Raw genomic sequence first — 21,944 nt, forward strand, 5'->3', positions numbered from 1 at the left:
TTCAGGTGGCGCGGGTTCGGATGGCGGGGTCCCGCGCCTCCGGCGGCAGGCGGCGCAGCAGCCACAGCCCGTACAGGAAGTTGGGCAGGATCAGCAGCATCGGCAGCAGATAGGCCAGCGGATTGTCCGGCGCGCCCGGCTGCACCTCGCCCGGCGGAACCGCCGCGACCGCCGCGGCGGCCAGCAGGAAGTTCCACGCCGCATGGTACAGCATGCAGGGCAACAGCGACCCGGTGCGCAGCACCGTCGCCATGAAGAACACCCCGGTCATGAAGGCGGTCAGCGCCTGGATCGCCGCGGCCAGCGGCTGGCCGGTGGTGAAGGCGTTCAGCAGATGCACGCAGCCGAACAGCGCGGAACTGGCCCAGACCGAGGGCCAGAGGCCAAGCCGCGTCCGCAGCGCCGCGAACAGCACGCCGCGGAACATCAGCTCTTCGGAAAAGCCCACGGCCAGCATGTTGACCACCAGCACCGCGACCACCGGCGCGGGCGGCAGGCCCACCACCGCCACGGCGGCAAGGAACAGCAGCAGATAGACCGAGGGCAGCAGGAAGATGCGCAGCGCCGGCCAGACCCGCGGCAGGGTCAGCCCGATGTCGCGCCACCCGGCGAGGCGGACCAGAACCGCCAGGAACAGCCCCGCCCCGATGACCCGCCAGGCGATGGTGGCCGACACCTTGTCCACCAATGCCACCGGGTCGGCCGGGCGCCAGATGCCCCAGGTCGTGATCGCCGTCCACAGGACAAGCGCAAGCAGGGCGAGGGCGAGACGGTTCCGATGGGGCACGATTACTGACCTTCCTGACGCGACTATGGCGGAGCGGACCGCGGCGGTAAACGCCCGCGCGCGGCGGAAGGTCCGGCGCCGGCGCATCGCCCGGCGATGCCCGCGCGACCGCCTGCTTGGGCGCCGCAGGCCGGCGGCTAGGCTGCCGATGACGGCGGGGCGGCGATACAGGCGGGTCGATGACGGGGCGTGAGGCAATGGCCGCGACACTGCGGTGGATCGGGCGGCACTGGCGGGCGATCCTGCTGGTGCTGGCCCTGCCGCTGCTGCTGTGGCTGGCGGCGCTGGCGGGATGGGGGCTGCTGATGCTGGCCGGCGCGCTCTGGCACGGCTTCTGGCTGCTGGCGGCCTTCGTTCGGGCAGCGCTGCCGGGCTGAGCGTCTCGCGGACGGCCGGAAGGATGCTGGGGGGAAAAGGTGGCACCGGCCGCCCCCAGGAAACGCGCGAACAGGACGAGGCGCCGGTGCCAGTGCCCCGGGCGCACAACCCGTGGCATGGCTCTGGATAGGCCGATTCGCCGGCTCCGGCCTTGACCTAGGTCAACAGCCGCCCGGCGCGGCGCGTCACCGAACGCGAAAGGCGCCGGACCCGCCGGCGCCTTCCCCTCGTGTCATGGTCGCATGGGCCTATTCGCCGCCGCCGAGGCTGTGGACATAGCTCGCCACCGCCCGGATCTCGGCCTCGCTCAGCCGCGTGTTCCAGTTCGGCATCACCCCGAAGCGGGCATTGGTCACGGTTTCGGTCAGGCTGGCTTCGTCGCCGCCGTACAGCCAGATGGCATCCGTCAGGTTCGGGGCGCCCTGGCTGCGGTCGCCGGTGCCTTCCTCCATATGGCAGGCGGCGCAGTTGTCGGCGAAGACCGTCGCGCCCTCGGCGGCCAGCACCGCGTCATGCGGCTGCCCCGAGATCGCCAGCACATGCTGCACCACCGCCGCGATCTGCGCCTCTTCCAGCAGCCCGTCCGCGCCGAACTTCGGCATCTCCGAATAGCGCGCCTCGCCATCGGTGGTGTTGCGGATGCCGTGGGTCACGGTGGCGTGGATGTCCTCGATCGAACCGCCCCACAGCCAGTCGTTGTCCAGAAGGTTGGGATAGCCCTCGGCCCCCGCGGCGCCCGATCCGTGGCATTGCGCGCACCAGGTGCGGAAGACGGCGCCGCCCGCGTTCATCGCATAGTTCGACAGGTCGGGATCGGCGGCGATCTGCGTCAGGTCGGTCGCGGCCAGACGCGCCTCGATGGGCGCGTTGGCGGCCTCGACGCGGGCGATCTCTGCCGCGACATCGGCCCGGGTGGACTGGCCGAGGATGCCGGGGGTGGCGCCGCTGATCAGCGGCCAGGCCGGATAGGCGATGGTGTAGAGCAGCGCCCAGATGATCGTGGCGTAGAAGGTCCACAGCCACCAGCGCGGCAGCGGGTTGTTCAGTTCCTCGATCCCGTCCCATTCATGGCCGGTGGTCCCGACCTGCCCGGCCGGGGTCTTGGTGGGAGCCTTGCTCATGTCCTGGCCTCCTTGGCCATGTGGGGGGCCGGATCGGGGGCCACATCGGGCGCCCTGTCCGGCCCGCAGCCGCAGCTGCCGCAGTCGCCCGCGCAGCCGGCGGCCGGCCGATCCTCGTTGCGGAAGGGAATGTTCGCGGTGTCGCGATAGGCGCGGCTGCTGCCGGGCCGGTAGGCCCAGAGGATGACGCCCGCGAAGAAGCAGGTCAGCGCCAGCAGCGCCCAGCTGTCCGCGAATTCCCGAAGCAGGTGATAGTCCATCACGCCCCCCTCACCGGCTCGCATCCGGGGTGAAGGTCGAGAAGTCGACCATCGTGCCCAGAACCTGCAGATAGGCGACCAGGGCATCCATCTCGGTCACGCCGGGGGCGCGGTCGAAATTGCTGACCACGGCGCCGGGATAGCGTTCCAGCAGACCGTCATAGTCGCTGTCCGGGTCCGCCTGCGCGGTGAAGTCGTCCTTCGCTGCCTCGATCATTTCGGGGGTATAGGGCACGCCGACCAGCTTGTGGGTGTTCAGCAGGTCCTCGATATGTTCGGGCTCGATGAGACGGTCGGACAGGAAGCCGTATTTCGGCATCACCGATTCCGGCACCACCGATTGCGGGTCGGTCAGGTGATCGACATGCCATTCGTCGGAATAGCGGGCGCCGACCCGGGCCAGATCCGGCCCAGTCCGCTTCGACCCCCACTGGAACGGATGATCGTACATCGATTCCGCGGCAAGGCTGTAATGGCCGTAGCGTTCGACCTCGTCCCGCATCGGGCGGATCATCTGGCTGTGGCAGACATAGCAGCCTTCGCGGACATAGATGTCGCGGCCGGTCAGTTCCAGCGGCGTGTAGGGGCGCACGCCCTCCACCTTCTCGATGGTGTTCTCGAGATAGAAGAGCGGCGCGATTTCGACGATGCCGCCGATCGTGACCACGAAGAGCGAGGCCACCAGCAGCAATGTGGCGTTCTTTTCCAGAACCGCGTGCTTGTCGAGGATTGCCATGCCCGGCGCTCCTATTCGGCCGGGACCGCGACCGGAACCGGCCCGCGGGCAGGTTGCCGGGCGACGGTAGCCCAGAGGTTGTAGACCATGATGATCGCGCCGGTCAGGTACATGACCCCGCCGAGCCCGCGCACCACATACATCGGGAACTTGGCCGCGACCGTGTCCGCGAAGGCATTGACGAGGAAGCCTTGGCTATCGACCTCGCGCCACATCAGGCCTTCCATGATGCCGGTGACCCACATCGCGGCCGCGTAGAGAACGATGCCGATGGTGGCCAGCCAGAAGTGCCAGCTGACGAGGCTGAGGCTGTAGAGCCGTTCGCGGTTCCAGAGCCGCGGCACGAGGAAGTAGAGCGCGCCGAAGGTGATCATCCCGTTCCAGCCGAGCGCGCCGGAATGCACGTGGCCGATGGTCCAGTCGGTATAGTGGCTGAGCGAGTTGACCGCCTTGATCGACATCATCGGCCCCTCGAATGTGGACATGCCGTAGAAGCCGACTGCGACCACCATCATCCGGATCACCGGGTCGGTGCGCAGCTTGTCCCAGGCCCCCGACAGGGTCATCAGCCCGTTGATCATCCCGCCCCAGGACGGCATCCACAGCATGATCGAGAACACCATGCCCAGCGTCGAGGCCCAGTCGGGCAGCGCGGTGTAGTGCAGGTGGTGCGGACCCGCCCAGATGTAGAGGAAGATCAGCGCCCAGAAGTGGATGATCGACAGCTTGTAGCTGTAGACCGGCCGCTCGGCCTGCTTGGGCACGAAGTAGTACATCATGCCGAGGAAGCCCGCGGTCAGGAAGAAGCCGACGGCGTTGTGGCCATACCACCACTGCGTCATCGCGTCCTGCACGCCCGCGAACAGCTGCACCGACTTCGACCCGAAGACCGACACCGGGATCGCGATGTTGTTCACCACATGCAGCATGGCGATGGTGACGATGAAGCTGAGGTAGAACCAGTTGGCGACGTAGATATGCCGCTCTTTCCGGTTCAGGATCGTGCCGAGGAAGACGGCCAGATAGGCGACCCAGACGATGGTCAGCCACCAGTCCACATACCATTCCGGTTCGGCATATTCCTTCGACTGGGTGGCACCGAGGATATAGCCCGTGGCCGCCAGCACGATCACCAGCTGATAGCCCCAGAACACGAACCAGGCGAGGTTGCCGCCCCACAGCCGCGCCGCCGAGGTGCGCTGCACCACGTAGAACGAGCTCATCAGCAGCGCGTTGCCGCCGAAGGCGAAGATCACCGCCGAAGTGTGCAGCGGACGCAGCTTGCCGAAGTTCATGTAGCCGTCCGCCCAGCCGAAGTTGAGGTCGGGGAAGGCCAGCTGGAAGGCGATGAAGGTGCCGGCGAGAAAGCCCACCACGCCCCAGAGCGAGGTGGCGATCACCCCGGCGCGGATCACGCCGTCGTTGTATTCGTCCAGGCGCGGCGGACGAGGTTCGTCCATGCGCCGCAAGACCCACAGGAACGTCACCGCGGCCGCGAGCATCACGGTCAGTGCGTTCACCATGTAGGCCAGATCGCGCGCATAATTGGCCGCGATCGCGGCCAGCACCGCGATGGCACCAAGCACGATCAGCTTGATATAGTCCCACATATCGTTGCGTCCCTTGTCCTGTCGCTGCCGGCGACTCGTGCCGGCGATGGCTTTGCAGACTGGTCCGCTTCTGGGGCGCGGCGCGGGGCAACGCCTTGATCTGGGTCAACTGATCGGAAAAGGCCGGTTTGATCCGCATCAAGGCGGCGCAGGGGGGCGGGGTCTACGACTCGGCCCGGGACCAATCGGCTCAGGGAGATCCGCCACATGGCCTACAAGTCCATCCTCACCATCGTCACCGATCCGCAGGCACAGGCCGCACAGATCGACGCGGCCGTGGCGCTTGCCCGGGCCGAGGACGCGCATCTGGAACTGTTCTCGCTTGGCATCGACCGGACGCAGACGGGCTATTACTACGCCGGGGCAACCGGCTTCGTGTATCAGGAGATGATCGAGCAGGCGCAGCGCGACGTGGCCGAGGTCGAGGCCGCGCTGCGCCAGCGCATGGCCGCCGAGGACATCCGCTGGTCCTGCGAGGCGGCCGTGGCCCAGCTGGGCGCGATGAGCGGGCTGATCGCCCTGCGCGCCCGCTTCGCCGATCTGGTCGTGCAGATGAAGCCCTATGCCAAGGGCCAGCCCGGCGAATGCGAGGCCATTGTCGAGGCCGCGATGTTCGAGGGCGGCGCACCGCTGCTGGTCGTGCCGGAAACCGGGCTGCAGGCCATCCCGGGCCAGCGCGTCGTCATCGCCTGGAACCAGAGCGTCGAGGCGCTGAACGCGGTGCATGCGGCGCTGCCGATCCTCAAACGGGCGGCGATGGTCAACATCGCGGTGATCGACCCGCCCCAGCACGGACCGGAACGGTCGGACCCGGCCGGCCTCTTGTCGCAATGGCTGTCGCGCCACGGGGTGCGGGCCGAGGTTTCGGTGCTGGCCAAGACGATGCCGCGCATTTCGGACATCCTGGCGCGGCACCTGCGCGACACGGATGCCGACCTTCTGGTGATGGGGGCCTACGGCCATTCCCGGTTCCGCGAGGCGATCCTCGGCGGCGCCACCCGCAACACGCTGGAAGCGACCGAACGCCCGGTGTTCATGGCGCACTAGGTTGCCGCGCCGGCCTCTAGGCCGAAGGGACGCTGGCCTTGCCTACACGGGCCAGCGTCTGGCGCAACTGAACCAGCGCGTCGGTTTCGCTAGGAGACCGTCCAGAAACGCTGCTCAACGTCTGCTTCAGGCTTTGGACGACCACGCCACGCTGGGCAAGCGTGCACATCAAGGTGCCTCCGACGAACCCTGCCGCGAAGCCGGCGAGCCAGCCGGGAACGGCGCCCACGACCGGAATTACCACGGTCCCTGCCCCGGCCATGCCGACCGCGCCCGCTCCGCCAAGGGGAATGCCGCCCTTCAAAGCGCAGTGGCGGATGATTGCGGCCAGAGTTCGCGCTTCGGTCTGCTCGAGCCCGAGCAGGGTCCCGAGTTCGCGCTGCATCTGTCGTTCGGCGTCGAAGTCACTCATCTCGGTCCCCGGTAACCCACGCGATGCAGCCGTCAGTTCAGATACCCGCCGTCATAATCGTCGCCCGCCTCGTCCAGCAGGCGGTCGAAATCGGGGACGGTCACGTGGCGCTTGCCCTCGAGCTCGATGATCCCGTCGCGCTTCAGCGCCGACACCTGCCGGCTGACGGTTTCCAGCGTCAGGCCCAGGTAATCGGCCATCGCCTCGCGCGTCAGCGGCAGGTCGAAGGACATCCGCCCCTGCATCGGCCGCAGCTTCAGCGAGGCGTCGCGCCGCGCGATGATGGCCAGCAGCGAGGCGATCTTCTCGCGCGCGGTCTTGCGCCCCAGAAGCAGCATCCATTCCCGCGCCGCGTCCAGTTCGTCCAGCGTCATTTCCAGCAGCCGGTGGCCGACATTGGGGGTGCTGACCAGCATCTCCTCGAACGGGCGCTTGCGGAAGCAGCACATCAGGAGGTCGGTGGTGGCGATGACGTTGTAGGCCGCCGTCTCGCGCCCCGGGCGGCCGACGAAATCCGACGGCAACAGCAGGCCCACCATCTGCGTGCGCCCGTCCTCCATCGTCTGGGTCAGGGTGGCGATGCCCGACACGACCGAGGCCACGAAATCCATGCGGTCGCCGGACCAGATGACGGTCTGCCCCGCCTCGTAGCTGCGATAGTATTTCAGCTCTTCCAGCCGGGCCAGCTCGTCGCTGCCACAGCGCGAACAGACCGCCCGGTGCCGGATCGGGCAGTCTCCGCAATGAAGCGACAGCGAGGGGGCGTCCTGAAGCGACATCTGAGGATTGATTTGGGTCAAGGCTGATCGGCGCACGGTCCCCTATCCCTACGCCCATGACACAGGAATCGCAACTTCATCGTCTGGGACTGTTCGACGCGCGGGTGCCGCGCTACACCAGCTATCCGACCGCGCCGCAGTTCGGCACGGCGGTCGGGCCCGACCGGTTCGCCGACTGGATCGGCGCGGTGCCGGAAGGTGAGGCGATCTCGCTTTACCTGCATGTGCCCTTCTGCCGCAGGCTCTGCTGGTTCTGCGCCTGCCGCACCCAGGGCACGAAAAGCGAGGATCCCGTCCGCAGCTATGCCGAGACGCTGGTACGGGAAATCGCGCTGCTGGCCCGGCACCTGCCGCGCGGGGTGCGGCTGGCGCGGCTGCACTGGGGCGGCGGCACCCCGACGCTGATGCCGCCCGAGGTGATGCACCGGATCGGCGAGGCGATCCTGTCCACGGTGCCCCTGGCCGAGGGCGGCGAATTTTCGGTCGAGATCGACCCGAACGAGATCGACGCCCCAAGGCTCGACGTGCTGGCATCGCTGGGGATGAACCGCGCCTCGATCGGCGTGCAGGATTTCGACCCGCTGATCCAGAAGATCATCGGCCGCGAACAGAGCCACGAGGTGACCCGCCGGACCGTGGACCTGATCCGCGAGCGCGGCGTGCCGTCGCTGAACGCCGACATCCTGTTCGGCCTGCCGACCCAGACCCCGGTGAAGATCGCGGATTCGGTGCAAAAGCTGCTGGGGCTGTCGCCGGACCGCGTGGCGCTCTACGGCTATGCGCATGTGCCCTGGGTGGCGCGGCGCCAGCAGATGATCCCCTCGGACACGCTGCCCAACCCGATGGAGCGGCTGGCCCTGTTCGAGACGGCGCGGCAGCTGTTCCTGTGGGACGGTTACCAGGAAATCGGCATCGACCACTTCGCCCGGCCCGGGGACGGTCTGGCGCGGGCGGCGCGCGAGGGCCGGCTGCGCCGCAACTTCCAGGGCTATACCGACGACACCGCGCCGGTGCTGATCGGGCTCGGGGCCTCGGCGATTTCGCGCTTCCCGCAAGGTTATGCGCAGAACGCGCCGGCGACCTCGGCCCATGTGAAGGCGATCGAGGAAGGCGGCTTCTCGACCGCGCGCGGGCATGAGTTCCGGGGCGAGGATCTGCTGCGCGCCCGGATGATCGAGGCGGTGATGTGCGACTTCCGCATCGACCGGGCCGAACTGCTGCGCGACTTCGACACCACGCCCGCGCGGATCGACGCGCTGTTCGGGTTGGCGCAGGCCGCCTTCGGCGACATGCTGACAGTGGGGCCCGAGGGCCTTTCGGTGCCCGAGGTGGCGCGGCCGCTGACCCGGATGATCGCCCGCAGCTTCGACGCGTTCGACCTGTCGAAGGCCGGCCACAGCCCCGCGATCTGACCCGGGCTCAGCCGCCCCGCAATTCGACGAAGTCCACCAGCCGGGGCAGGCAGACCGTGGTCAGGTCATAGCGGGCCACGGCTGCGGCGCGGGCGGCGGCGGCGAGCGGCGCATGGCCGGCCGGATCGGCCAGCGCGGCGGTCAGCGCGGCGGACCAGCCCGGCACGTCGAAGAAGTCCACCAGCCGCGCCGTGACCCCGTCTTCCAGCGCCTCCGCCACCGGCGGGGTGCGCGAGGCGACGATGGCCGCGCCCGCCGCCATCGCCTCGATCAGCGACCAGCTGAGCACGAAGGGATAGGTCAGATAGGCGTGGACCCGCGTCACCTGCAGCAGCGACAGGAACTGCGGATAGGGCAGGCGGCCGAGGAAATGCACCCGCTCCAGGTCCAGCTGCCCGTCGAGTTCCGCCAGCAGCCGCCGCTTCCAGCTGGTGCCGCAGGGGGGCTTCGCGCCATAGCTCTGGCCCTCGTCCCCCACGATCACCGCCTGCGCCTGCGGCCGGGCCGCCAGCACCGCCGGCAGCGCCCGCAGGAAGGTATGGATGCCGCGATAGGGTTCCAGACTGCGCGAGACATAGCTTAGCACCTCGTCGCCCGGCCGCAGCACCCGGCCATCGGGCAGGTCCAGCCGCGCGGCCGGGTCGGGCCGGATCCGGGCCGTATCGACGCCGTCATGAATGACGGTGATCTTCTCGCGCAGGCCCGGCGGGAACGAGGCCGCCTGCCATTCGGTCGGCGCCAGCGCCGCGTCGCAATCGACCAGCGCCTGGGTCATGTGGGCGCGCCGCGTCAGGGTGATCATCCGCTGGTCGAGGCTGTCCTGCCGGAATTCGGGGTCGAAGTCGGTGTCGAGCCCGCGGGTGCCATACATGAACTCGGCATAGGCGAGGTGCCGCGCCTCGGGCCAGACCTCGCGCAGATACAGCGTCTCGCCCCAGCCGGTATGGCCCAGCACCACGTCGGGGCGGAACCCGTGCCGGTCGCGCAGGGCGGCGGCGGCGCGGGCGGCGGCGATGCCGCGCAGCGTCGCCTTGTGGAAGGTGGCCACCGGGCCGGCGATCGCCTCTTCCGCCGCCTTGTCCCAGCGATAGTGCATGGTCCTCACCCGCGTCGGGCGGCGGTTGCCCTCGGCCGTCAGGGCCAGCACCTCGTGCCCGCGCGCGGCCAGCGCCGGCGCCAGATGCAGGAACTGCGCCGGAAAGTTCTGGTGGACCAGCAGGACCCGCATCAGGCGTCCGTCTGCGCATCCCCGCGCGGGTGGCGCGCGTCCGGCGCCGCGCGCCCGAAGGCCGCCGCGAACAGTTCGCGCGTATAGGGATGCGCGGGGGCGGAAAAGACGGTCGCGGCATCGCCCGCCTCGACCACGTCGCCGCGCTTCATCACCATCACCTTGTGGCTGAGCGCGCGCACCACCCGCAGGTCATGGCTGATGAACAGATAGGCCAGCCCGTGCCGCCGCTGCAGGTCACGCAGCAGATCGACGATCTGCACCTGCACCGTCATGTCCAGCGCCGAGGTCGGCTCGTCCAGCACCACCAGCTTCGGCTGCAGGATCATCGCGCGGGCGATGGCGATGCGCTGGCGCTGGCCGCCGGAAAATTCGTGCGGATAGCGGGTCATCGCGGCGGGGTCGAGCCCCACCTCCTCCATCATCGCGGCCACCATCCCGCGCCGGTCGCGGCCCGGTTCCACCCCGTGCACGCCCAGCCCCTCGGCGATGATCTGCTCCGCCGTCATGCGGGGGCTGAGGCTGCCGAACGGGTCCTGGAACACGATCTGCATGTCGCGGCGCAGCCGGCGCAGGGCGGTGCCCGACAGGCCGGTGATGTCCTGTCCGGCGAACTCGATCCGCCCTTCCGAGGCGATCAGCCGCATCACCGCCAGCGCCAGCGTGGTCTTGCCCGACCCGCTTTCGCCGACGATGCCCAGCGTCTCGCCCGCGCGGACCGACAGGCTGGCGGCATTCACCGCCTTCACATGGCCCACGGTGCGGCGCAGCAGGCCGCGCTGGATCGGGAACCAGATGCGCAGATCCTCGGTCCGCGCCACCACCGGCGCATCGGCCGCAACCGGCCCCGGCCCGCCCTGCGGTTCGGCGGCCAGCAGGGTCCTGGTATAGGGATGCTGCGGATCGGCGAAGATTCGCGCCGCCGGCCCCTGTTCGACGATCTCGCCGCCCTGCATCACGCAGACCCGGTCGGCGATGCGGCGGACGATGTTCAGGTCATGGCTGATGAACAGCAGGCTCAGCCCCTCGCGCGCCTTCAGGTCGGCCAGAAGGTCGAGGATCTGCGCCTGGATCGTGACGTCGAGCGCGGTTGTCGGCTCGTCGGCGATCAGCAGGTCCGGCCCGTTGGCCAGCGCCATGGCGATCATCACCCGCTGCCGCTGTCCGCCGGACAGCTGATGCGGATAGTCGGCGAGCCGGCCTTCCGGGTTGTCGATGCCCACCTTGGTCAGCAGGTCGATGATCCGTGCCCGCGCCGCGGCCCCCGTCAGCCCCTGATGCAGCGCGAGGCTTTCGGCCAGCTGCCGTTCCAGCGTGTGCAGCGGGTTGAGCGATGTCATCGGCTCCTGGAAGACGAAGCTGATGTCATTGCCGCGCACCTTGCGCAGCCGCGCCTCGGGTGCGCCGACCATCTGCTGGCCCTGATAGTCGATGGACCCGGTGACCTGCGCCTGAGAACCCAGCAGCGACACGGTGGACAACGCCGTGACCGACTTGCCCGACCCGCTTTCCCCGACCAGGGCTACCGTCTCGCCCTTGGTGACGGTGAAGCTGACGCCCTTCACCGCCTCGACCAGCCGGCCATCCTGACGGAAGGCCACGCGCAGGTCGCGCACGTCCAGAAGCACAGGCTCGGTCATGCGAAGGTCTTTCGCGGGTCGAAGGCGTCGCGGACGCCCTCGAAGATGAAGACCAGCAGCGACAGCATGATCGCGAAGGTGAAGAAGGCCGACAGGCCCAGCCAGGGCGCCTGCAGGTTCGACTTGCCCTGCAGCGACAGTTCGCCCAGCGACGGCATCGACGAGGGCAGGCCGTAGCCCAGATAGTCCAGCGCCGCCAGCGCGCCGATATTGGCGGTGACGAGGAAGGGCAGCATGGTCAGCGTCGCCACCATCGCGTTGGGCAGGATGTGGCGGAACATGATCGTCCGGTCCCGCACGCCGAGCGCCCGGGCCGCGCGGACATATTCGAAGTTCCGCGCCCGCAGGAATTCCGCCCGCACCACGCCCACCAGCGCCGGCCAGCCGAAGACGATGGAGATGATGACCAGCAGGGTGAAACTTCGCCCGAGGATCGCGAACAGGATGATGATGACGTAGAGCGAGGGGGTGGAACCCCAGATTTCCAGCACACGCTGGAAGATCAGGTCGGTCCGGCCGCCGAAATAGCCCTGCACCGCCCCCGCGGCGATGCCGATGACCGCCGAGGCGCCGGTGACGATCAGCGCGAACAGGACCGACAGGCGGAACCCGTAGATGATCCGCGCCACCACGTCGCGGGCGGTGTCGTCGGTGCCCAGCCAATGCGCGGCATCGGGGGCCGAGGGCGCGGTGCCCACGTTGTTGATGGTGCGGAAGCTGTAGGGGATCGGCGGCCACAGCGCCCAGCCCCGGTCCACCGGCTGCCCCGCCACCTCGCCATCGGCCGCATCCTCGATCGTGCCCTCCGGATCGTCCCAGCACTCCGGCAGGCCGCCGGTGCGGATCAGGCAATCGACGCCGGGGTCGGAATAGATCGCCTCGGTGCGGAAATCGCCGCCGAAAGTGGTTTCGGGATAGAAGCGGTAGACGGGAAAGTAGAGCTCGCCCCGGTAGCTGACGACGATCGGGCGGTCATTCGCCAGCAGTTCGGCGACGAGCGACAGCCCGAACAGCGCCGCGAAGATCCACAGCGACCAGAAGGCGCGGCCATTGGCCCGGAAGTTGCGCCAGCGGCGGGCGTTCAGCGGCGACAGCCTCATCCCTGCCTCCGCTCGAAATCGATGCGCGGATCGACGAAGACATACATCAGGTCCGACAGGATCCCGACCAGGAGCCCCACGAGGCCGAAGACATAGAGCGTGCCGAAGACCACCGGATAGTCGCGCTGCACCGCCGCCTCGTAGCCAAGCCGCCCCAGACCGTCGAGCGAGAAGATCGTCTCGATCAGCAGCGACGAACCGAAGAAGACGCCGAGGAACAGCCCCGGAAAGCCCGCGATCACGATCAGCATGGCGTTGCGGAAGACATGGCCATACAGCACCCGCCCCTCGGACAGGCCCTTGGCGCGGGCGGTCATCACGTATTGCTTGTTGATCTCGTCCAGAAAGCTGTTCTTGGTCAGCAGGGTCAGGGTGGCAAAGCTGGAAATCGTGGTGGCCAGCACCGGCAGGGTGATGTGCCACAGGTAGTCCAGCACCTTCTCGACCGGCCCGAGGCTCGACCAGTTGTCCGAGGTCAGCCCCCGCAGCGGGAAGATCTGCCAGTAGCTGCCGCCCGCGAACAGCACGATCAGCAGCACCGCGAACAGGAAGGCCGGGATCGCATAGGCCACGATGATGATCCCCGAGGTCCAGGTGTCGAAGGCGGTGCCGTCCCGCACCGCCTTGCGGATGCCCAGCGGGATCGAGATCAGATAGGCGATCAGCGTCGACCACAGGCCCAGCGTGATCGACACCGGCATCTTCTCGATCACCAGATCGACGACCGAGACCGAGCGGAAGAAACTTTCGCCGAAATCGAAGGTCAGGTAGCCGCGCATCATCAGCAGGAACCGGGTCACCGGCGGCTTGTCGAAGCCGAATTCGCGTTCCAGCTCCTCGATGAATTCGGGCGGCAGGCCGCGGGCGCCGACATAGCTGTTGCCGGTCAGGTCCGAGGTGACGCCCAGATCCGCGTCGCCTGTATTGCCGCCGAGGTTCTGCAGAACGTCGCCGCGGCCCTCCATGTTCGCGATCACCTGCTCGACCGGGCCGCCGGGGACGAACTGGGTCAGCGTGAAGTTCACGATCATGATCCCCAGCAGCGTGGGGATCAGCAGCAGGAGCCGCCTGAGGATATATGCCGCCATGTAACTGTCCGCGCTCCGCCGGTCAGGCCCTCAGCGCACCGCCCCGATGGAGCCGAGCTTCGCCGCCTTTTCCGCGTTCCACCACCAGAAGTCCAGTTGTCCCAGCGCATAGGGGGGCAGCGGGTCGGGGTATTCGTACATGTCGTAATAGGCGACCCAGTAGTTCGACTGGTACCAGGTCGGCACGATGAACAGCTCGCGGCGCATGATGCGGTCGATGGCGCGCACCGCCGCGGCCATCTCGTCATAGCTGGTCGCGTCGACGACCTTCTCGATCAGCTGGTCCACGGCCTCGGAATGATAGCCGGCCGGGTTGAACACGTCGCCCAGCCCGTCGCTGCCGAAGCGCTGGCCCAGGCCGATGCCCTCCTCGGGGCCGGTCGGGTAGCCGTCATAGATCACGTCCCAGTCGAAATCGCGTTCGCGCACCGTGTACTGGGCCGGGTCCACCCGGGTGTGGCGCGCCTCGACCCCCAGCCGGCGCAGGTTGTCGACATAGGGAATGACGAAGCGGTCCAGCGCCGGATCCTCGGTCAGGAACTCGACGTCCAGCGGCTGGCCCTCGCGGGTCAGCCGGCCGGAGGCATCCTGTTCATAGCCCGCCTCCGCCAGCAGCGCGATGGCCCGGCGCAGGTTGCCCCGGTCCAGCTGCTGTTCCCCCGACACATGCGGCATCGTCACCTCTTCGGTCAGGATGGCCGGGTCGATCAGGTCGGCGACCGATTGCAGGTATTCCAGTTCCAGCCCCTCCGGCACGCCGGTCGCGGCGAGGTCCGAGTTCTGCCAGAAACTCTCGCGCTGCTGGAACAGCCCGTATTGCAGGGTCTGGTTGGTCCAGGTGAAGTTGAACATCAGCGCCAGCGCCTGCCGCACCCGCGGGTCCTGCAGCTGCGGGCGGCGCAGGTTCAGGACGAAGCCGTTCGCCCCCGGCACGTTGCCGTTCGGCAGCTCGGCCTTCACCACCCGGCCGTCGCGCACGGCGGGGAAGTCATAGGCCGTCGCCCAGTTGATCGAGCTCGTCTCCTGCCGGAAGGTGTATTCGCCGGCCTTGAACGCCTCCAGCGCGGCGGTGGCATCGTTGAAATACTCGACCCGGATGGAATCGAAGTTGTTCCGCCCCCGGTTGATCGGCAGGTCGTTGCCCCAGTAGTCGGGATTGCGGCGATAGGTGATGCGGCGGTTGATGTCATAGCCGTCCAGCATATAGGGGCCGGAGCCGGGCGAGATTTCCATCCGCGATTCATCCAGCCGGGCACCGGTCTCTTCGTACCAGGCCTTCGACCAGACCGGCACGCCGCCCGCCTGGGTGATCAGGTTCTTGCGCGGCACGTCCGGGGCGAAGGTGAATTTCACCGTGTGCTCGTCCAGCGCCTCGACCTCGGGGATCAGCGCGCGCACCGCCTCGGCATAGGAGGGCAGGCCCTGGTCCAGCAGCAGGAAATGGCTGAAGACCACATCCTCGGCCGTCACCGGCGTCCCGTCGGAAAACGTCGCCTCGGGCCGCATGTGGAAGATCACCCAGTCCTGGCTTTCCGGGTATTCGAGGTATTCGCACAGCAGGCAGTAGCTGGCCAGTTCGTCGGCGACGTCCAGCAGCATCGACTCGTAGCCTATCGTGGACAGCGCCCCGGCCCGGCCCTTGCGGGTATAGGGGTTCATGCTGTCGAAGGTGCCGAAGGACGAGATCGAGATCTGCCCGCCTTTCGGTGCCTCGGGATTGACATAGCGCAGATGGTCGTAGTCGGGCGGCAGTTCCAATGCGCCGAAGGTCGAGAAGCCATGCGACACCGTCACCGGCTCGCCATTGGCGGCGGCCAGCGCCGCCTCGCTGGGGGCGGGCAAGGTGCCGGGCTCGCCCTGTGCCCCCGCCGGCGCCGCCAGTCCCAGCCAGACCGTGGCCGCACAGACCAGCGCCGTGCCGATCGCCAGCCCCGCCACCGCGGCGGCGCGCGGCCCGGCATCGTGACCGGACAGGCCCCCGCGCCCCGTCATCGCGACGGCCCCTGCCGTCCTGCGGTCCGGAAGCACAGAGGGGGCGGGTCGGGTCATCGGGCTCTCCTTCATCCGTCGGCGGCAATCGGCCTTCGGTGAAGCTAAAGCGCGCGGCGGCGGAGCTTCAAGTTGCGATTGCGTGAAACCGCGGTGCCGCAAGCAGAAAGGCCGCCCTTGCGGACGGCCCTGCGCATTTCCCGTGCCCCCGGCCTCTGGCCGGATCAGCCGCCCACCGACTGCAGATAGGCGATCACGTCGGCGCGATCCTCGGGCTTCGGCAGGCCGGCGAAGCTCATCTTCGTGCCGGGCGCGGCGGCCTTCGGGCTGGTCAGGAATTCGTTCAGCGCTTCGGGCGTCCAGTCGCCGCCATGCGCGACCATGGCATCGGAATAGCTGTAGCCATCGACCGAGGCGACGGCGCGGCCGACGACGCCGTCCAGATGCGGGCCGGTGCCGTTGGTGCCGTCGAGCTTGTGGCAGGCCTTGCACTTGCCGAAGACCCGCTCGCCCGCGCCGGCATCGGCGGCAGCGAAGACGGTGGCGAAGTCCGGCCCCTCTTCGACCGCCTCGCCTGGCGCCTCGCTGGCGCCCGTGTCGATCGCATAGGCCTGGGTGATCTCTTCGCCCTCGCCGCCATGGCCCGACGTGCCGGTGTGGTACAGACCTTCCGCGGCCCAGTTCCCGAGCAGCAGGATCAGCAGCGACCCGCAGAACGCGCCGCCCACCTTGGTCAGAGTCATCGTGTCGAACATGTCGGGCCCTTGCGTGCTGGCTATTCGCTGGCGCGTATGTATCCGCTTCCCTTGCCGGTTTTCAAGGTTTAGTTCTCGCGGCGAAATGCCCCGCCCTGTCGCGCGGCGGCGGCGGAAGTGGAGGATTTCCTTGATGGTTGCGCAGCAGCGGGGACGGATCGCATTCCAGGGCGAACCCGGCGCCTATTCCCATCAGGCCTGCCGCGAGGCCCGCCCGGACATGGAGGCGATGCCCTGCGCCACCTTCGAGGACGCCATCGAGGCCGTGCGCAAGGGCGATGCCGAACTGGCCATGCTGCCGGTCGAGAATTCGACCTATGGCCGGGTGGCCGACATGCACCAGCTGCTGCCGGAAAGCGGGCTGCACATCATCGACGAGGCCTTCGTGCGGGTGCATATCAGCCTGCTGGCGGTGCCGGGCACGCCGCTCGGCTCGGTCCAGCGCGCGATGAGCCACACCGTCCTGCTGGGCCAGTGCCGCGACTTCCTGCGGGCCCATGACATCCGGCCCGTCACCGGGGCGGACACGGCCGGCTCGGCCCGGCATGTCGCGGACCTGCGCGACCCGTCGGTGGGCGCGCTGGCCTCGGATCTGGCGGGCGAGATTTATGGGCTCGACATCGTCGCCCGGCATATCGAGGACCGGCAGAACAACACCACCCGCTTCCTCGTCATGGCGCGCGAGCCGGACCTGAAGCGGCGGGGCACCGGCCCGATGCTGACCACCTTCGTCTTCCGCGTCCGCAACATCCCGGCCGCGCTTTACAAGGCGATGGGCGGCTTTGCCACCAACGGCATCAACATGACGAAGCTGGAAAGCTACATGGTCGACGGCAACTTCACCGCCACGCAGTTCTATGCGGATATCGAGGGCCACCCCGATGACCGCAACGTGCAGCTGGCGCTGGAGGAACTGCGCTATTTCACCACGCATCTGGCGCTGCTGGGGGTCTATCCCTCCGACCCCCGCCGCCGCTGAGCGCGCTACTGCTCGCCCAGCTTCATGTCCGGGTGATAGTCGCCCGGAACCTCCTTCACCACCGCCTGGGCGCAGCGCATCACGCCCTTGGCGGCGTCGAAGGCGTAGGAGGGGCTGCCATGCAGGTCCCAGCCCTTCGACAGGGCGAGGCTGACCTTGTGGCAGAAGGCCGAGGTGTCGTCCTCGGTCAGCAGGCGGTACAGTTTCATCCGTAGGTTCCGGTGAAGGGGTTGTGTCCGGTCCAGATATGAACCCCGGCGATCAGCGCGTAAAGCAGCACCGTCCCGGCGAGGTTCATCGCGTCGCCCTTCGGTCCGCGCCCCTGCAGCGGCCGGTTCCAGGGCGTGCGGTTGATCAGCGCGATTTCCGCCAGCGCCCAGACGGCGATGCCGCCGAACAGGATCAGCGAGGCCAGGTCGCCATTGACCAGCAGATGCGCCGCCGACCAGATCAGCGTGCCCACCAGCATCGGGTGCCGCATCCGGGTGTAGAGGGTGCCCTTGGTGCCGCCCACGCCGAACAGGAAGACCGAGACCAGCATCAGCAGGTTGTTCAGGTGGCCCATGCCCGGGATCGGCGTGTAGACCGGCCGGAATTCCGCCCCGCGATAGCCGATCACCATCAGCACCACCGACAGCAGCAGCAGGAAGGCGATCAGGCCCTTGCCCCGGTCGCCCAGGGCGGCGCGCGCGCCGGGGGCTACGCGCTTGAACAGATGGGCGGCGGACCACAGGATCACGCCGAGGATGAGCAGGGTCACGGGGCTGGCCTCCGGGCTGGCTATCGGGATGCGGCGATGGCCCCGGCTTTCGCCAGCACCTGCCGCGCGGTGACGATATGCAGGTTTTCGACGATCTTTCCATCCAAGACGGCAACCCCCTGCCCCGCCGCCCGCGCCGCCTCATGTGCGGCGATCTGGCGGCGGGCGAGGTCGATCTCGGCCTCGGAGGGCGAGAAGGCGGCATTGGCGATGGCCAGTTGCGCCGGGTGGATCACGGTCTTGCCGTCGAAGCCCATGTCGCGGCCCTGTTCGCACTCGGCCCGCAGCCCCGCCTCGTCGCGGAAGGCGTTGAAGACCCCGTCGAGGATCAGCCGGCCATGCGCACGGGCCGCCAGCAGGCACAGGCCCAGGCCGGGCAGCATCGGCAGACGGTCGGTCCGGTCGCGCGCACCCAGTTCGCGGGCAAGGTCGTTGGTGCCCATCACCATGCCGGCCAGCGCCGGATGCGCGGCGATGGCGGGCGCGGCCAGCATCCCCGCCGCGGTTTCCATCATCGCCCAGAGAGGCGTTCCCGGCACCTGCGCCGCCACCGCCGACAGCGTGGCGGGGGTGGAGACCTTGGGCACGAGGATCGCGTCGAGCGTCAGCCCCTGCCCCATCGCCGCCGCCAGCGCCGCCAGATCGCCGGCGCCCCAGTCGCTGTCGAGCCCGTTGATCCGCACCAGCCGCAGGCGGCGGCCGTAATCGTGCCGGCCGAGCGCCCCGATCAGCAGGTCGCGCGCGGCGGGCTTCTCCTCGGGCGTCACCGCATCCTCGAGGTCGAAGATGATCGCATCCGTGGGCAGATCCTGCGCCTTTTCCAGCGCGCGGGCATTGGCGCCGGGGATGTAGAGCGCGGTCCGGCAAGGGCGGGTGGCGATGTCGGTCATGGGGCTCCTGGGGTTCCTCGGGCTTTGGCGCCAGCAAGCACGACCGCCGGCGGATCGGCAAGGCCCCGTTCAGCCCCACGCCGCCTGCCACAGCAGTTGCACCGACACCAGCAGCAGCGCCCATGTCACCAAGAGGAAGAAGCGCCGTTCCGGCAGGACGCGGACCAGCGCCACCCCCAGCCAGACCGCCGCGATCGCGGGCGGCAGCAGCAGCGCCGCCTGGCGCAGCGTGTCGGGCCCCAGTTGCCCCAGCATGGCATAGGGCAGCAGCTTGGCCGCGTTGACGATTGCGAAGAAGATCGTCGTAGTGCCGGCGAACACCGCCTTCGGCATCCGCTGCGGCAGCACATAGATCTGGTAGGGCGGCGCGCCGGCATGGCTGACGAAGCTGGTGAAGCCCGACAGCACCCCCCAGAACAGGCCGGGCGCCACCCGGGCCGGGCGCGGTTCGGGCGGAGGACCGCGCCGCAGCAATTGCATCAGCGCGAAGCTGCCCCCCACCAGCCCCACGATCGCCGTCACCGCCCGTTCCGGCATAAGCGCCGCCGTGGCCCAGCCGAAGCCTACGCCCGCCAGCGCCCCGGGCACGAGGATCAGCAGGTTGCGCCGGTCGAACTGCCGCCGGTAGGCCCAGACCCCGAAGACGTCCGACGCCACATAGACCGGCAGCAGCAGCCCCGCGGCAGCGACGGGCGAGATCAGCAGCGACATGATCGGCACCGACAGCATCCCCACCATCGGCAGCCCGCCCTTGGCCATACCGACCAGCACCGCCGCCAGCACAGCGGCGCTCCAGAAGATCAGCGGGTCTGTCATGGCGGGGATGTCCTGTCGGCCGGTGCCGCCGCGATTTAGCGCAAACATCGCCCCCGCGCCAGATCGGCAGGCGGGGACCACCCTTGCGCGGCCCGGCCCGAAGGCTTACGCATCCCCGCGTCAGATGACCTTCATCCATCCTCATTCACCCTGACACCGGAGGAATTCATGGCCAGACCCAAGATTGCGCTGATCGGCGCCGGTCAGATCGGCGGCACGCTCGCGCATCTCGCCGCGATCAAGGAACTGGGCGACGTCGTGCTGTTCGACATCGCCGAGGGCACGCCGCAGGGCAAGGCGCTCGACATCGCGGAATCCGGTCCCTCCGAGGGCTTCGACGCGGTGATGAAGGGCACGAACAGCTATGCCGACATCGAGGGCGCCGATGTCTGCATCGTCACCGCCGGCGTGCCGCGCAAGCCGGGCATGAGCCGCGACGACCTGCTGGGCATCAACCTGAAGGTGATGAAGTCGGTCGGCGAGGGCATCAAGCAATATGCCCCGAACGCCTTCGTGATCTGCATCACCAACCCGCTGGACGCGATGGTCTGGGCGCTGCAGCAATTCTCGGGCCTGCCCCCGGAGAAGGTCGTCGGCATGGCCGGCGTGCTCGACTCGGCGCGGTTCCGGCACTTCCTGTCGGTGGAATTCGGCGTGTCGATGCGCGACGTCACCGCCTTCGTCCTCGGCGGTCACGGCGACACGATGGTGCCGCTGGCGCGCTATTCCACCGTTGCCGGCATCCCGCTGCCCGACCTCGTGTCGATGGGCTGGACCACGCAGGAAAAGCTCGATGCGATCATCCAGCGCACCCGTGACGGCGGGGCCGAGATCGTGGGCCTGCTGAAGACCGGTTCGGCCTTCTATGCCCCGGCCACCTCGGCCATCGAGATGGCGGAAAGCTACCTGAAGGACCAGAAGCGCCTGCTGCCCTGCGCGGCCTGCTGCAAGGGCGAGTTCGGGCTGGACGGCATGTATGTCGGCGTCCCGACCATCATCGGCAAGAACGGCATCGAGAAGATCGTCGACATCAAGCTGAATGGCGACGAACAGGCGATGTTCCAGAAATCGGTCGATGCGGTGAAGGGCCTCGTCGAGGCCTGCAAGGGCATCGACCCGACGCTGGCCTGATCGGCGGCACGCGCAAGGATTCGGGGCCGCGCCGCAGGGTGCGGCCCTTTTCCTTGGGCCGCAGGCGGCCGCCCCTGCCCCCTTTGCTCTGCACCGACGGCTGTGGCAGAACGGGTCCAGCCTTCGGAGGATCGTCTTGACCGCGCCCGACACAGCCCCTGCCGCTGCCCCTGCCGCCACCGGACCGCGCGACGGGTTCGTCTTCGCCGCCACCGGCGCGGGCTTCACCGCGCTGGCGGCCGAGGCAGCGCGCCACTTGCGCGCCACCAATCCCGGCATCCCCGTCGACATCTTCACCGACCAGAGGCTGACGGACCCGGTCTTCGACCGCGTGCACCCGCTCGACCGCAGCTGGTTCCGCCCGAAATTCGAGGCGATGCGCCGCTCGCGCTTTCAGCGCAGCATCGTCTTCGATGCCGATGTGATCGCGGTGGCGGACATGACCGACGTGTTCGAGGTGCTGGAACGCTTCGACTTCGTCGCCGCCCATGAACAGCGGCGCAACACGAAGGGCGCGATGCGGCAGCTGACCCGGCCGATGCCCGCCGCCTTCCCGCAGATCAACAGCGGTGTCGTCGGCATTCGCAAGTCGCCGCAGATGGAGGCCTTCCTGCTTGCCGTCGAGCAGACGATCCTCGACGGCAAACATGGCCGCGACCAGTTCGTGCTGCGCGAGATGCTGTTCGACAGCGACCTGCGCCTGTGGGTGCTGCCGCCGGAATACAACCTGATGGCCGTGCGCCAAGTCGAGGTGCAGGGCTCGAAGTTCACCGCGCCCCGCCTGCTGCACCTGCCGCGCCTGCACGACCATTTCAAGCGCGGCGCCAAGCGGCTGGAAAGCCCCGCGGCGGTGATCGGCCCGGCGTTGTGGCAGCATATCCAGCGGATGATCGCCGCGGACATGACGCTGGGCGGCAGCGGCGCGCCGCTGGCCCGCCCGGTGGATCGCGGCGTCTTTGGCGGGATGCGGGCGATCGCCGCCAATGCACGGCTGGGACTGTCGCGGCTGACGGGGCGGTGAGGCAC

At 68.5% G+C, this 21,944-nt stretch carries 23 protein-coding genes; 6 read left to right on the plus strand and 17 right to left on the minus strand.

The genetic code is table 11. The annotated features are described in order from the left end of the window. Position 1: 1 nt before the first annotated feature. A complete protein-coding gene (locus EEY80_RS02225; RefSeq protein ID WP_164738106.1) occupies positions 2–787 on the minus strand; it encodes a CPBP family intramembrane glutamic endopeptidase in 786 nt (261 codons plus the stop codon). Between the two features lie 197 nt (positions 788–984). On the opposite strand from EEY80_RS02225, the gene EEY80_RS02230 reads away from it, so the two are divergent. Then, a complete protein-coding gene (locus EEY80_RS02230) occupies positions 985–1,164 on the plus strand; it encodes a hypothetical protein (protein WP_126974910.1) in 180 nt (59 codons plus the stop codon). Between the two features lie 249 nt (positions 1,165–1,413). Here the strand turns inward: EEY80_RS02230 and ccoP are convergent, their stop codons facing one another. Genes ccoP through ccoN form a run of 4 tightly spaced genes read right to left on the minus strand, consistent with a single transcriptional unit; the run spans position 1,414 to position 4,892 of the window. Further along, positions 1,414–2,286, minus strand: a complete 873-nt coding sequence (gene ccoP, locus EEY80_RS02235) for a cytochrome-c oxidase, cbb3-type subunit III (RefSeq protein ID WP_126974911.1) — start codon at positions 2,284–2,286, stop codon at positions 1,414–1,416. Next, entirely contained in the window at positions 2,283–2,546 is a 264-nt protein-coding gene (locus tag EEY80_RS02240; protein ID WP_126974912.1) for a cbb3-type cytochrome oxidase subunit 3, read from the minus strand. Before EEY80_RS02240 ends, ccoP begins: the two co-directional genes overlap by 4 nt. Positions 2,547–2,556: 10 nt before the next feature. Further along, a complete protein-coding gene (gene ccoO, locus EEY80_RS02245) occupies positions 2,557–3,282 on the minus strand; it encodes a cytochrome-c oxidase, cbb3-type subunit II (protein ID WP_126974913.1) in 726 nt (241 codons plus the stop codon). 11 nt (positions 3,283–3,293) lie between these two features. After that, positions 3,294–4,892 (minus strand): cytochrome-c oxidase, cbb3-type subunit I, encoded by a 1,599-nt coding sequence (ccoN, locus tag EEY80_RS02250; RefSeq protein WP_126974914.1) that lies wholly within the window; start codon positions 4,890–4,892, stop codon positions 3,294–3,296. Positions 4,893–5,099: 207 nt separating this feature from the next. Here ccoN and EEY80_RS02255 point away from each other — a divergent pair, with 207 nt between their 5' ends. Next, positions 5,100–5,939 (plus strand): universal stress protein, encoded by an 840-nt coding sequence (locus tag EEY80_RS02255; RefSeq protein WP_126974915.1) that lies wholly within the window; start codon positions 5,100–5,102, stop codon positions 5,937–5,939. A gap of 16 nt (positions 5,940–5,955) precedes the next feature. On the opposite strand, the gene EEY80_RS20255 is transcribed toward EEY80_RS02255, so the two are convergent. Both EEY80_RS20255 and fnrL read right to left on the minus strand, forming a co-directional pair. Beyond that, complete coding sequence (locus EEY80_RS20255) at positions 5,956–6,351, minus strand: hypothetical protein (RefSeq protein ID WP_205749010.1); 396 nt, start codon at positions 6,349–6,351, stop codon at positions 5,956–5,958. A 32-nt stretch (positions 6,352–6,383) separates the two neighbouring features. Next, the gene (gene fnrL / locus EEY80_RS02265) at positions 6,384–7,130 is read right to left on the minus strand and encodes a transcriptional regulator FnrL (RefSeq protein WP_126974916.1); all 747 of its coding nucleotides are present in this window, start codon (positions 7,128–7,130) and stop codon (positions 6,384–6,386) included. A 56-nt stretch (positions 7,131–7,186) separates the two neighbouring features. Between fnrL and hemN the strand changes: the two genes are divergently transcribed. Then, complete coding sequence (gene hemN, locus EEY80_RS02270) at positions 7,187–8,542, plus strand: oxygen-independent coproporphyrinogen III oxidase (RefSeq protein WP_126974917.1); 1,356 nt, start codon at positions 7,187–7,189, stop codon at positions 8,540–8,542. A gap of 7 nt (positions 8,543–8,549) precedes the next feature. On the opposite strand, the gene EEY80_RS02275 is transcribed toward hemN, so the two are convergent. From EEY80_RS02275 to EEY80_RS02300, 6 genes are all read right to left on the minus strand, one after another. Beyond that, entirely contained in the window at positions 8,550–9,770 is a 1,221-nt protein-coding gene (locus EEY80_RS02275) for a glycosyltransferase (protein ID WP_126974918.1), read from the minus strand. Next, a complete protein-coding gene (locus EEY80_RS02280) occupies positions 9,770–11,410 on the minus strand; it encodes an ABC transporter ATP-binding protein (protein WP_126974919.1) in 1,641 nt (546 codons plus the stop codon). The genes EEY80_RS02275 and EEY80_RS02280 overlap by 1 nt, the downstream gene beginning before the upstream one ends. Further along, on the minus strand, positions 11,407–12,510 hold the full coding sequence (locus EEY80_RS02285) for an ABC transporter permease (RefSeq protein ID WP_126974920.1): 1,104 nt from the start codon (positions 12,508–12,510) through the stop codon (positions 11,407–11,409). The genes EEY80_RS02280 and EEY80_RS02285 overlap by 4 nt, the downstream gene beginning before the upstream one ends. Further along, complete coding sequence (locus EEY80_RS02290; protein WP_126974921.1) at positions 12,507–13,598, minus strand: microcin C ABC transporter permease YejB; 1,092 nt, start codon at positions 13,596–13,598, stop codon at positions 12,507–12,509. Before EEY80_RS02290 ends, EEY80_RS02285 begins: the two co-directional genes overlap by 4 nt. A 30-nt stretch (positions 13,599–13,628) precedes the next feature. Further along, a complete protein-coding gene (locus tag EEY80_RS02295; protein ID WP_235829681.1) occupies positions 13,629–15,647 on the minus strand; it encodes an extracellular solute-binding protein in 2,019 nt (672 codons plus the stop codon). Between the two features lie 164 nt (positions 15,648–15,811). After that, the gene (locus EEY80_RS02300) at positions 15,812–16,342 is read right to left on the minus strand and encodes a c-type cytochrome (RefSeq protein ID WP_126974922.1); all 531 of its coding nucleotides are present in this window, start codon (positions 16,340–16,342) and stop codon (positions 15,812–15,814) included. Positions 16,343–16,475: 133 nt separating this feature from the next. Here EEY80_RS02300 and EEY80_RS02305 point away from each other — a divergent pair, with 133 nt between their 5' ends. Next, positions 16,476–17,321, plus strand: coding sequence for a prephenate dehydratase (locus EEY80_RS02305; RefSeq protein ID WP_126974923.1), 846 nt, complete (start codon positions 16,476–16,478; stop codon positions 17,319–17,321). Positions 17,322–17,326: 5 nt separating this feature from the next. Here the strand turns inward: EEY80_RS02305 and EEY80_RS02310 are convergent, their stop codons facing one another. The 4 genes from EEY80_RS02310 to EEY80_RS02325 form a co-directional block, all read right to left on the minus strand. Next, entirely contained in the window at positions 17,327–17,530 is a 204-nt protein-coding gene (locus tag EEY80_RS02310; RefSeq protein WP_126974924.1) for a DUF1737 domain-containing protein, read from the minus strand. Further along, on the minus strand, positions 17,527–18,081 hold the full coding sequence (locus EEY80_RS02315) for an NnrU family protein (RefSeq protein WP_126974925.1): 555 nt from the start codon (positions 18,079–18,081) through the stop codon (positions 17,527–17,529). The genes EEY80_RS02310 and EEY80_RS02315 overlap by 4 nt, the downstream gene beginning before the upstream one ends. Before the next feature lie 20 nt (positions 18,082–18,101). After that, positions 18,102–18,971 carry an HpcH/HpaI aldolase/citrate lyase family protein gene (locus EEY80_RS02320; RefSeq protein WP_126974926.1) on the minus strand — a complete coding sequence of 290 codons (870 nt, stop codon included), beginning with the start codon at positions 18,969–18,971 and terminating at the stop codon, positions 18,102–18,104. Positions 18,972–19,040: 69 nt separating this feature from the next. After that, on the minus strand, positions 19,041–19,787 hold the full coding sequence (locus tag EEY80_RS02325) for a sulfite exporter TauE/SafE family protein (protein WP_126974927.1): 747 nt from the start codon (positions 19,785–19,787) through the stop codon (positions 19,041–19,043). A 168-nt stretch (positions 19,788–19,955) separates the two neighbouring features. Here EEY80_RS02325 and mdh point away from each other — a divergent pair, with 168 nt between their 5' ends. Then, a complete protein-coding gene (mdh, locus tag EEY80_RS02330; protein WP_126974928.1) occupies positions 19,956–20,918 on the plus strand; it encodes a malate dehydrogenase in 963 nt (320 codons plus the stop codon). 136 nt (positions 20,919–21,054) lie between these two features. Further along, entirely contained in the window at positions 21,055–21,939 is an 885-nt protein-coding gene (locus tag EEY80_RS02335) for a glycosyltransferase family protein (RefSeq protein ID WP_126974929.1), read from the plus strand. Positions 21,940–21,944 lie beyond the last annotated feature (5 nt).

The sequence above is a fragment of the Frigidibacter oleivorans genome (genome assembly GCF_003993775.1).
In the GTDB taxonomy this organism is placed as follows: Bacteria; Pseudomonadota; Alphaproteobacteria; order Rhodobacterales; family Rhodobacteraceae; genus Frigidibacter; species Frigidibacter oleivorans.

What these genes read in the sequence shown, in the direction of transcription:
- EEY80_RS02230 (WP_126974910.1), top strand. Translation starts at nt 985, where the DNA reads ATGGCCGCGACACTGCGGTGGATCGGGCGGCACTGGCGGGCGATCCTG.
- ccoP (WP_126974911.1), bottom strand. Translation starts at nt 2,286, where the DNA reads ATGAGCAAGGCTCCCACCAAGACCCCGGCCGGGCAGGTCGGGACCACC.
- EEY80_RS02240 (WP_126974912.1), bottom strand. Translation starts at nt 2,546, where the DNA reads ATGGACTATCACCTGCTTCGGGAATTCGCGGACAGCTGGGCGCTGCTG.
- ccoO (WP_126974913.1), bottom strand. Translation starts at nt 3,282, where the DNA reads ATGGCAATCCTCGACAAGCACGCGGTTCTGGAAAAGAACGCCACATTG.
- ccoN (WP_126974914.1), bottom strand. Translation starts at nt 4,892, where the DNA reads ATGTGGGACTATATCAAGCTGATCGTGCTTGGTGCCATCGCGGTGCTG.
- EEY80_RS02255 (WP_126974915.1), top strand. Translation starts at nt 5,100, where the DNA reads ATGGCCTACAAGTCCATCCTCACCATCGTCACCGATCCGCAGGCACAG.
- EEY80_RS20255 (WP_205749010.1), bottom strand. Translation starts at nt 6,351, where the DNA reads ATGAGTGACTTCGACGCCGAACGACAGATGCAGCGCGAACTCGGGACC.
- fnrL (WP_126974916.1), bottom strand. Translation starts at nt 7,130, where the DNA reads ATGTCGCTTCAGGACGCCCCCTCGCTGTCGCTTCATTGCGGAGACTGC.
- hemN (WP_126974917.1), top strand. Translation starts at nt 7,187, where the DNA reads ATGACACAGGAATCGCAACTTCATCGTCTGGGACTGTTCGACGCGCGG.
- EEY80_RS02275 (WP_126974918.1), bottom strand. Translation starts at nt 9,770, where the DNA reads ATGCGGGTCCTGCTGGTCCACCAGAACTTTCCGGCGCAGTTCCTGCAT.
- EEY80_RS02280 (WP_126974919.1), bottom strand. Translation starts at nt 11,410, where the DNA reads ATGACCGAGCCTGTGCTTCTGGACGTGCGCGACCTGCGCGTGGCCTTC.
- EEY80_RS02285 (WP_126974920.1), bottom strand. Translation starts at nt 12,510, where the DNA reads ATGAGGCTGTCGCCGCTGAACGCCCGCCGCTGGCGCAACTTCCGGGCC.
- EEY80_RS02290 (WP_126974921.1), bottom strand. Translation starts at nt 13,598, where the DNA reads ATGGCGGCATATATCCTCAGGCGGCTCCTGCTGCTGATCCCCACGCTG.
- EEY80_RS02295 (WP_235829681.1), bottom strand. Translation starts at nt 15,647, where the DNA reads ATGACCCGACCCGCCCCCTCTGTGCTTCCGGACCGCAGGACGGCAGGG.
- EEY80_RS02300 (WP_126974922.1), bottom strand. Translation starts at nt 16,342, where the DNA reads ATGTTCGACACGATGACTCTGACCAAGGTGGGCGGCGCGTTCTGCGGG.
- EEY80_RS02305 (WP_126974923.1), top strand. Translation starts at nt 16,476, where the DNA reads ATGGTTGCGCAGCAGCGGGGACGGATCGCATTCCAGGGCGAACCCGGC.
- EEY80_RS02310 (WP_126974924.1), bottom strand. Translation starts at nt 17,530, where the DNA reads ATGAAACTGTACCGCCTGCTGACCGAGGACGACACCTCGGCCTTCTGC.
- EEY80_RS02320 (WP_126974926.1), bottom strand. Translation starts at nt 18,971, where the DNA reads ATGACCGACATCGCCACCCGCCCTTGCCGGACCGCGCTCTACATCCCC.
- EEY80_RS02325 (WP_126974927.1), bottom strand. Translation starts at nt 19,787, where the DNA reads ATGACAGACCCGCTGATCTTCTGGAGCGCCGCTGTGCTGGCGGCGGTG.
- mdh (WP_126974928.1), top strand. Translation starts at nt 19,956, where the DNA reads ATGGCCAGACCCAAGATTGCGCTGATCGGCGCCGGTCAGATCGGCGGC.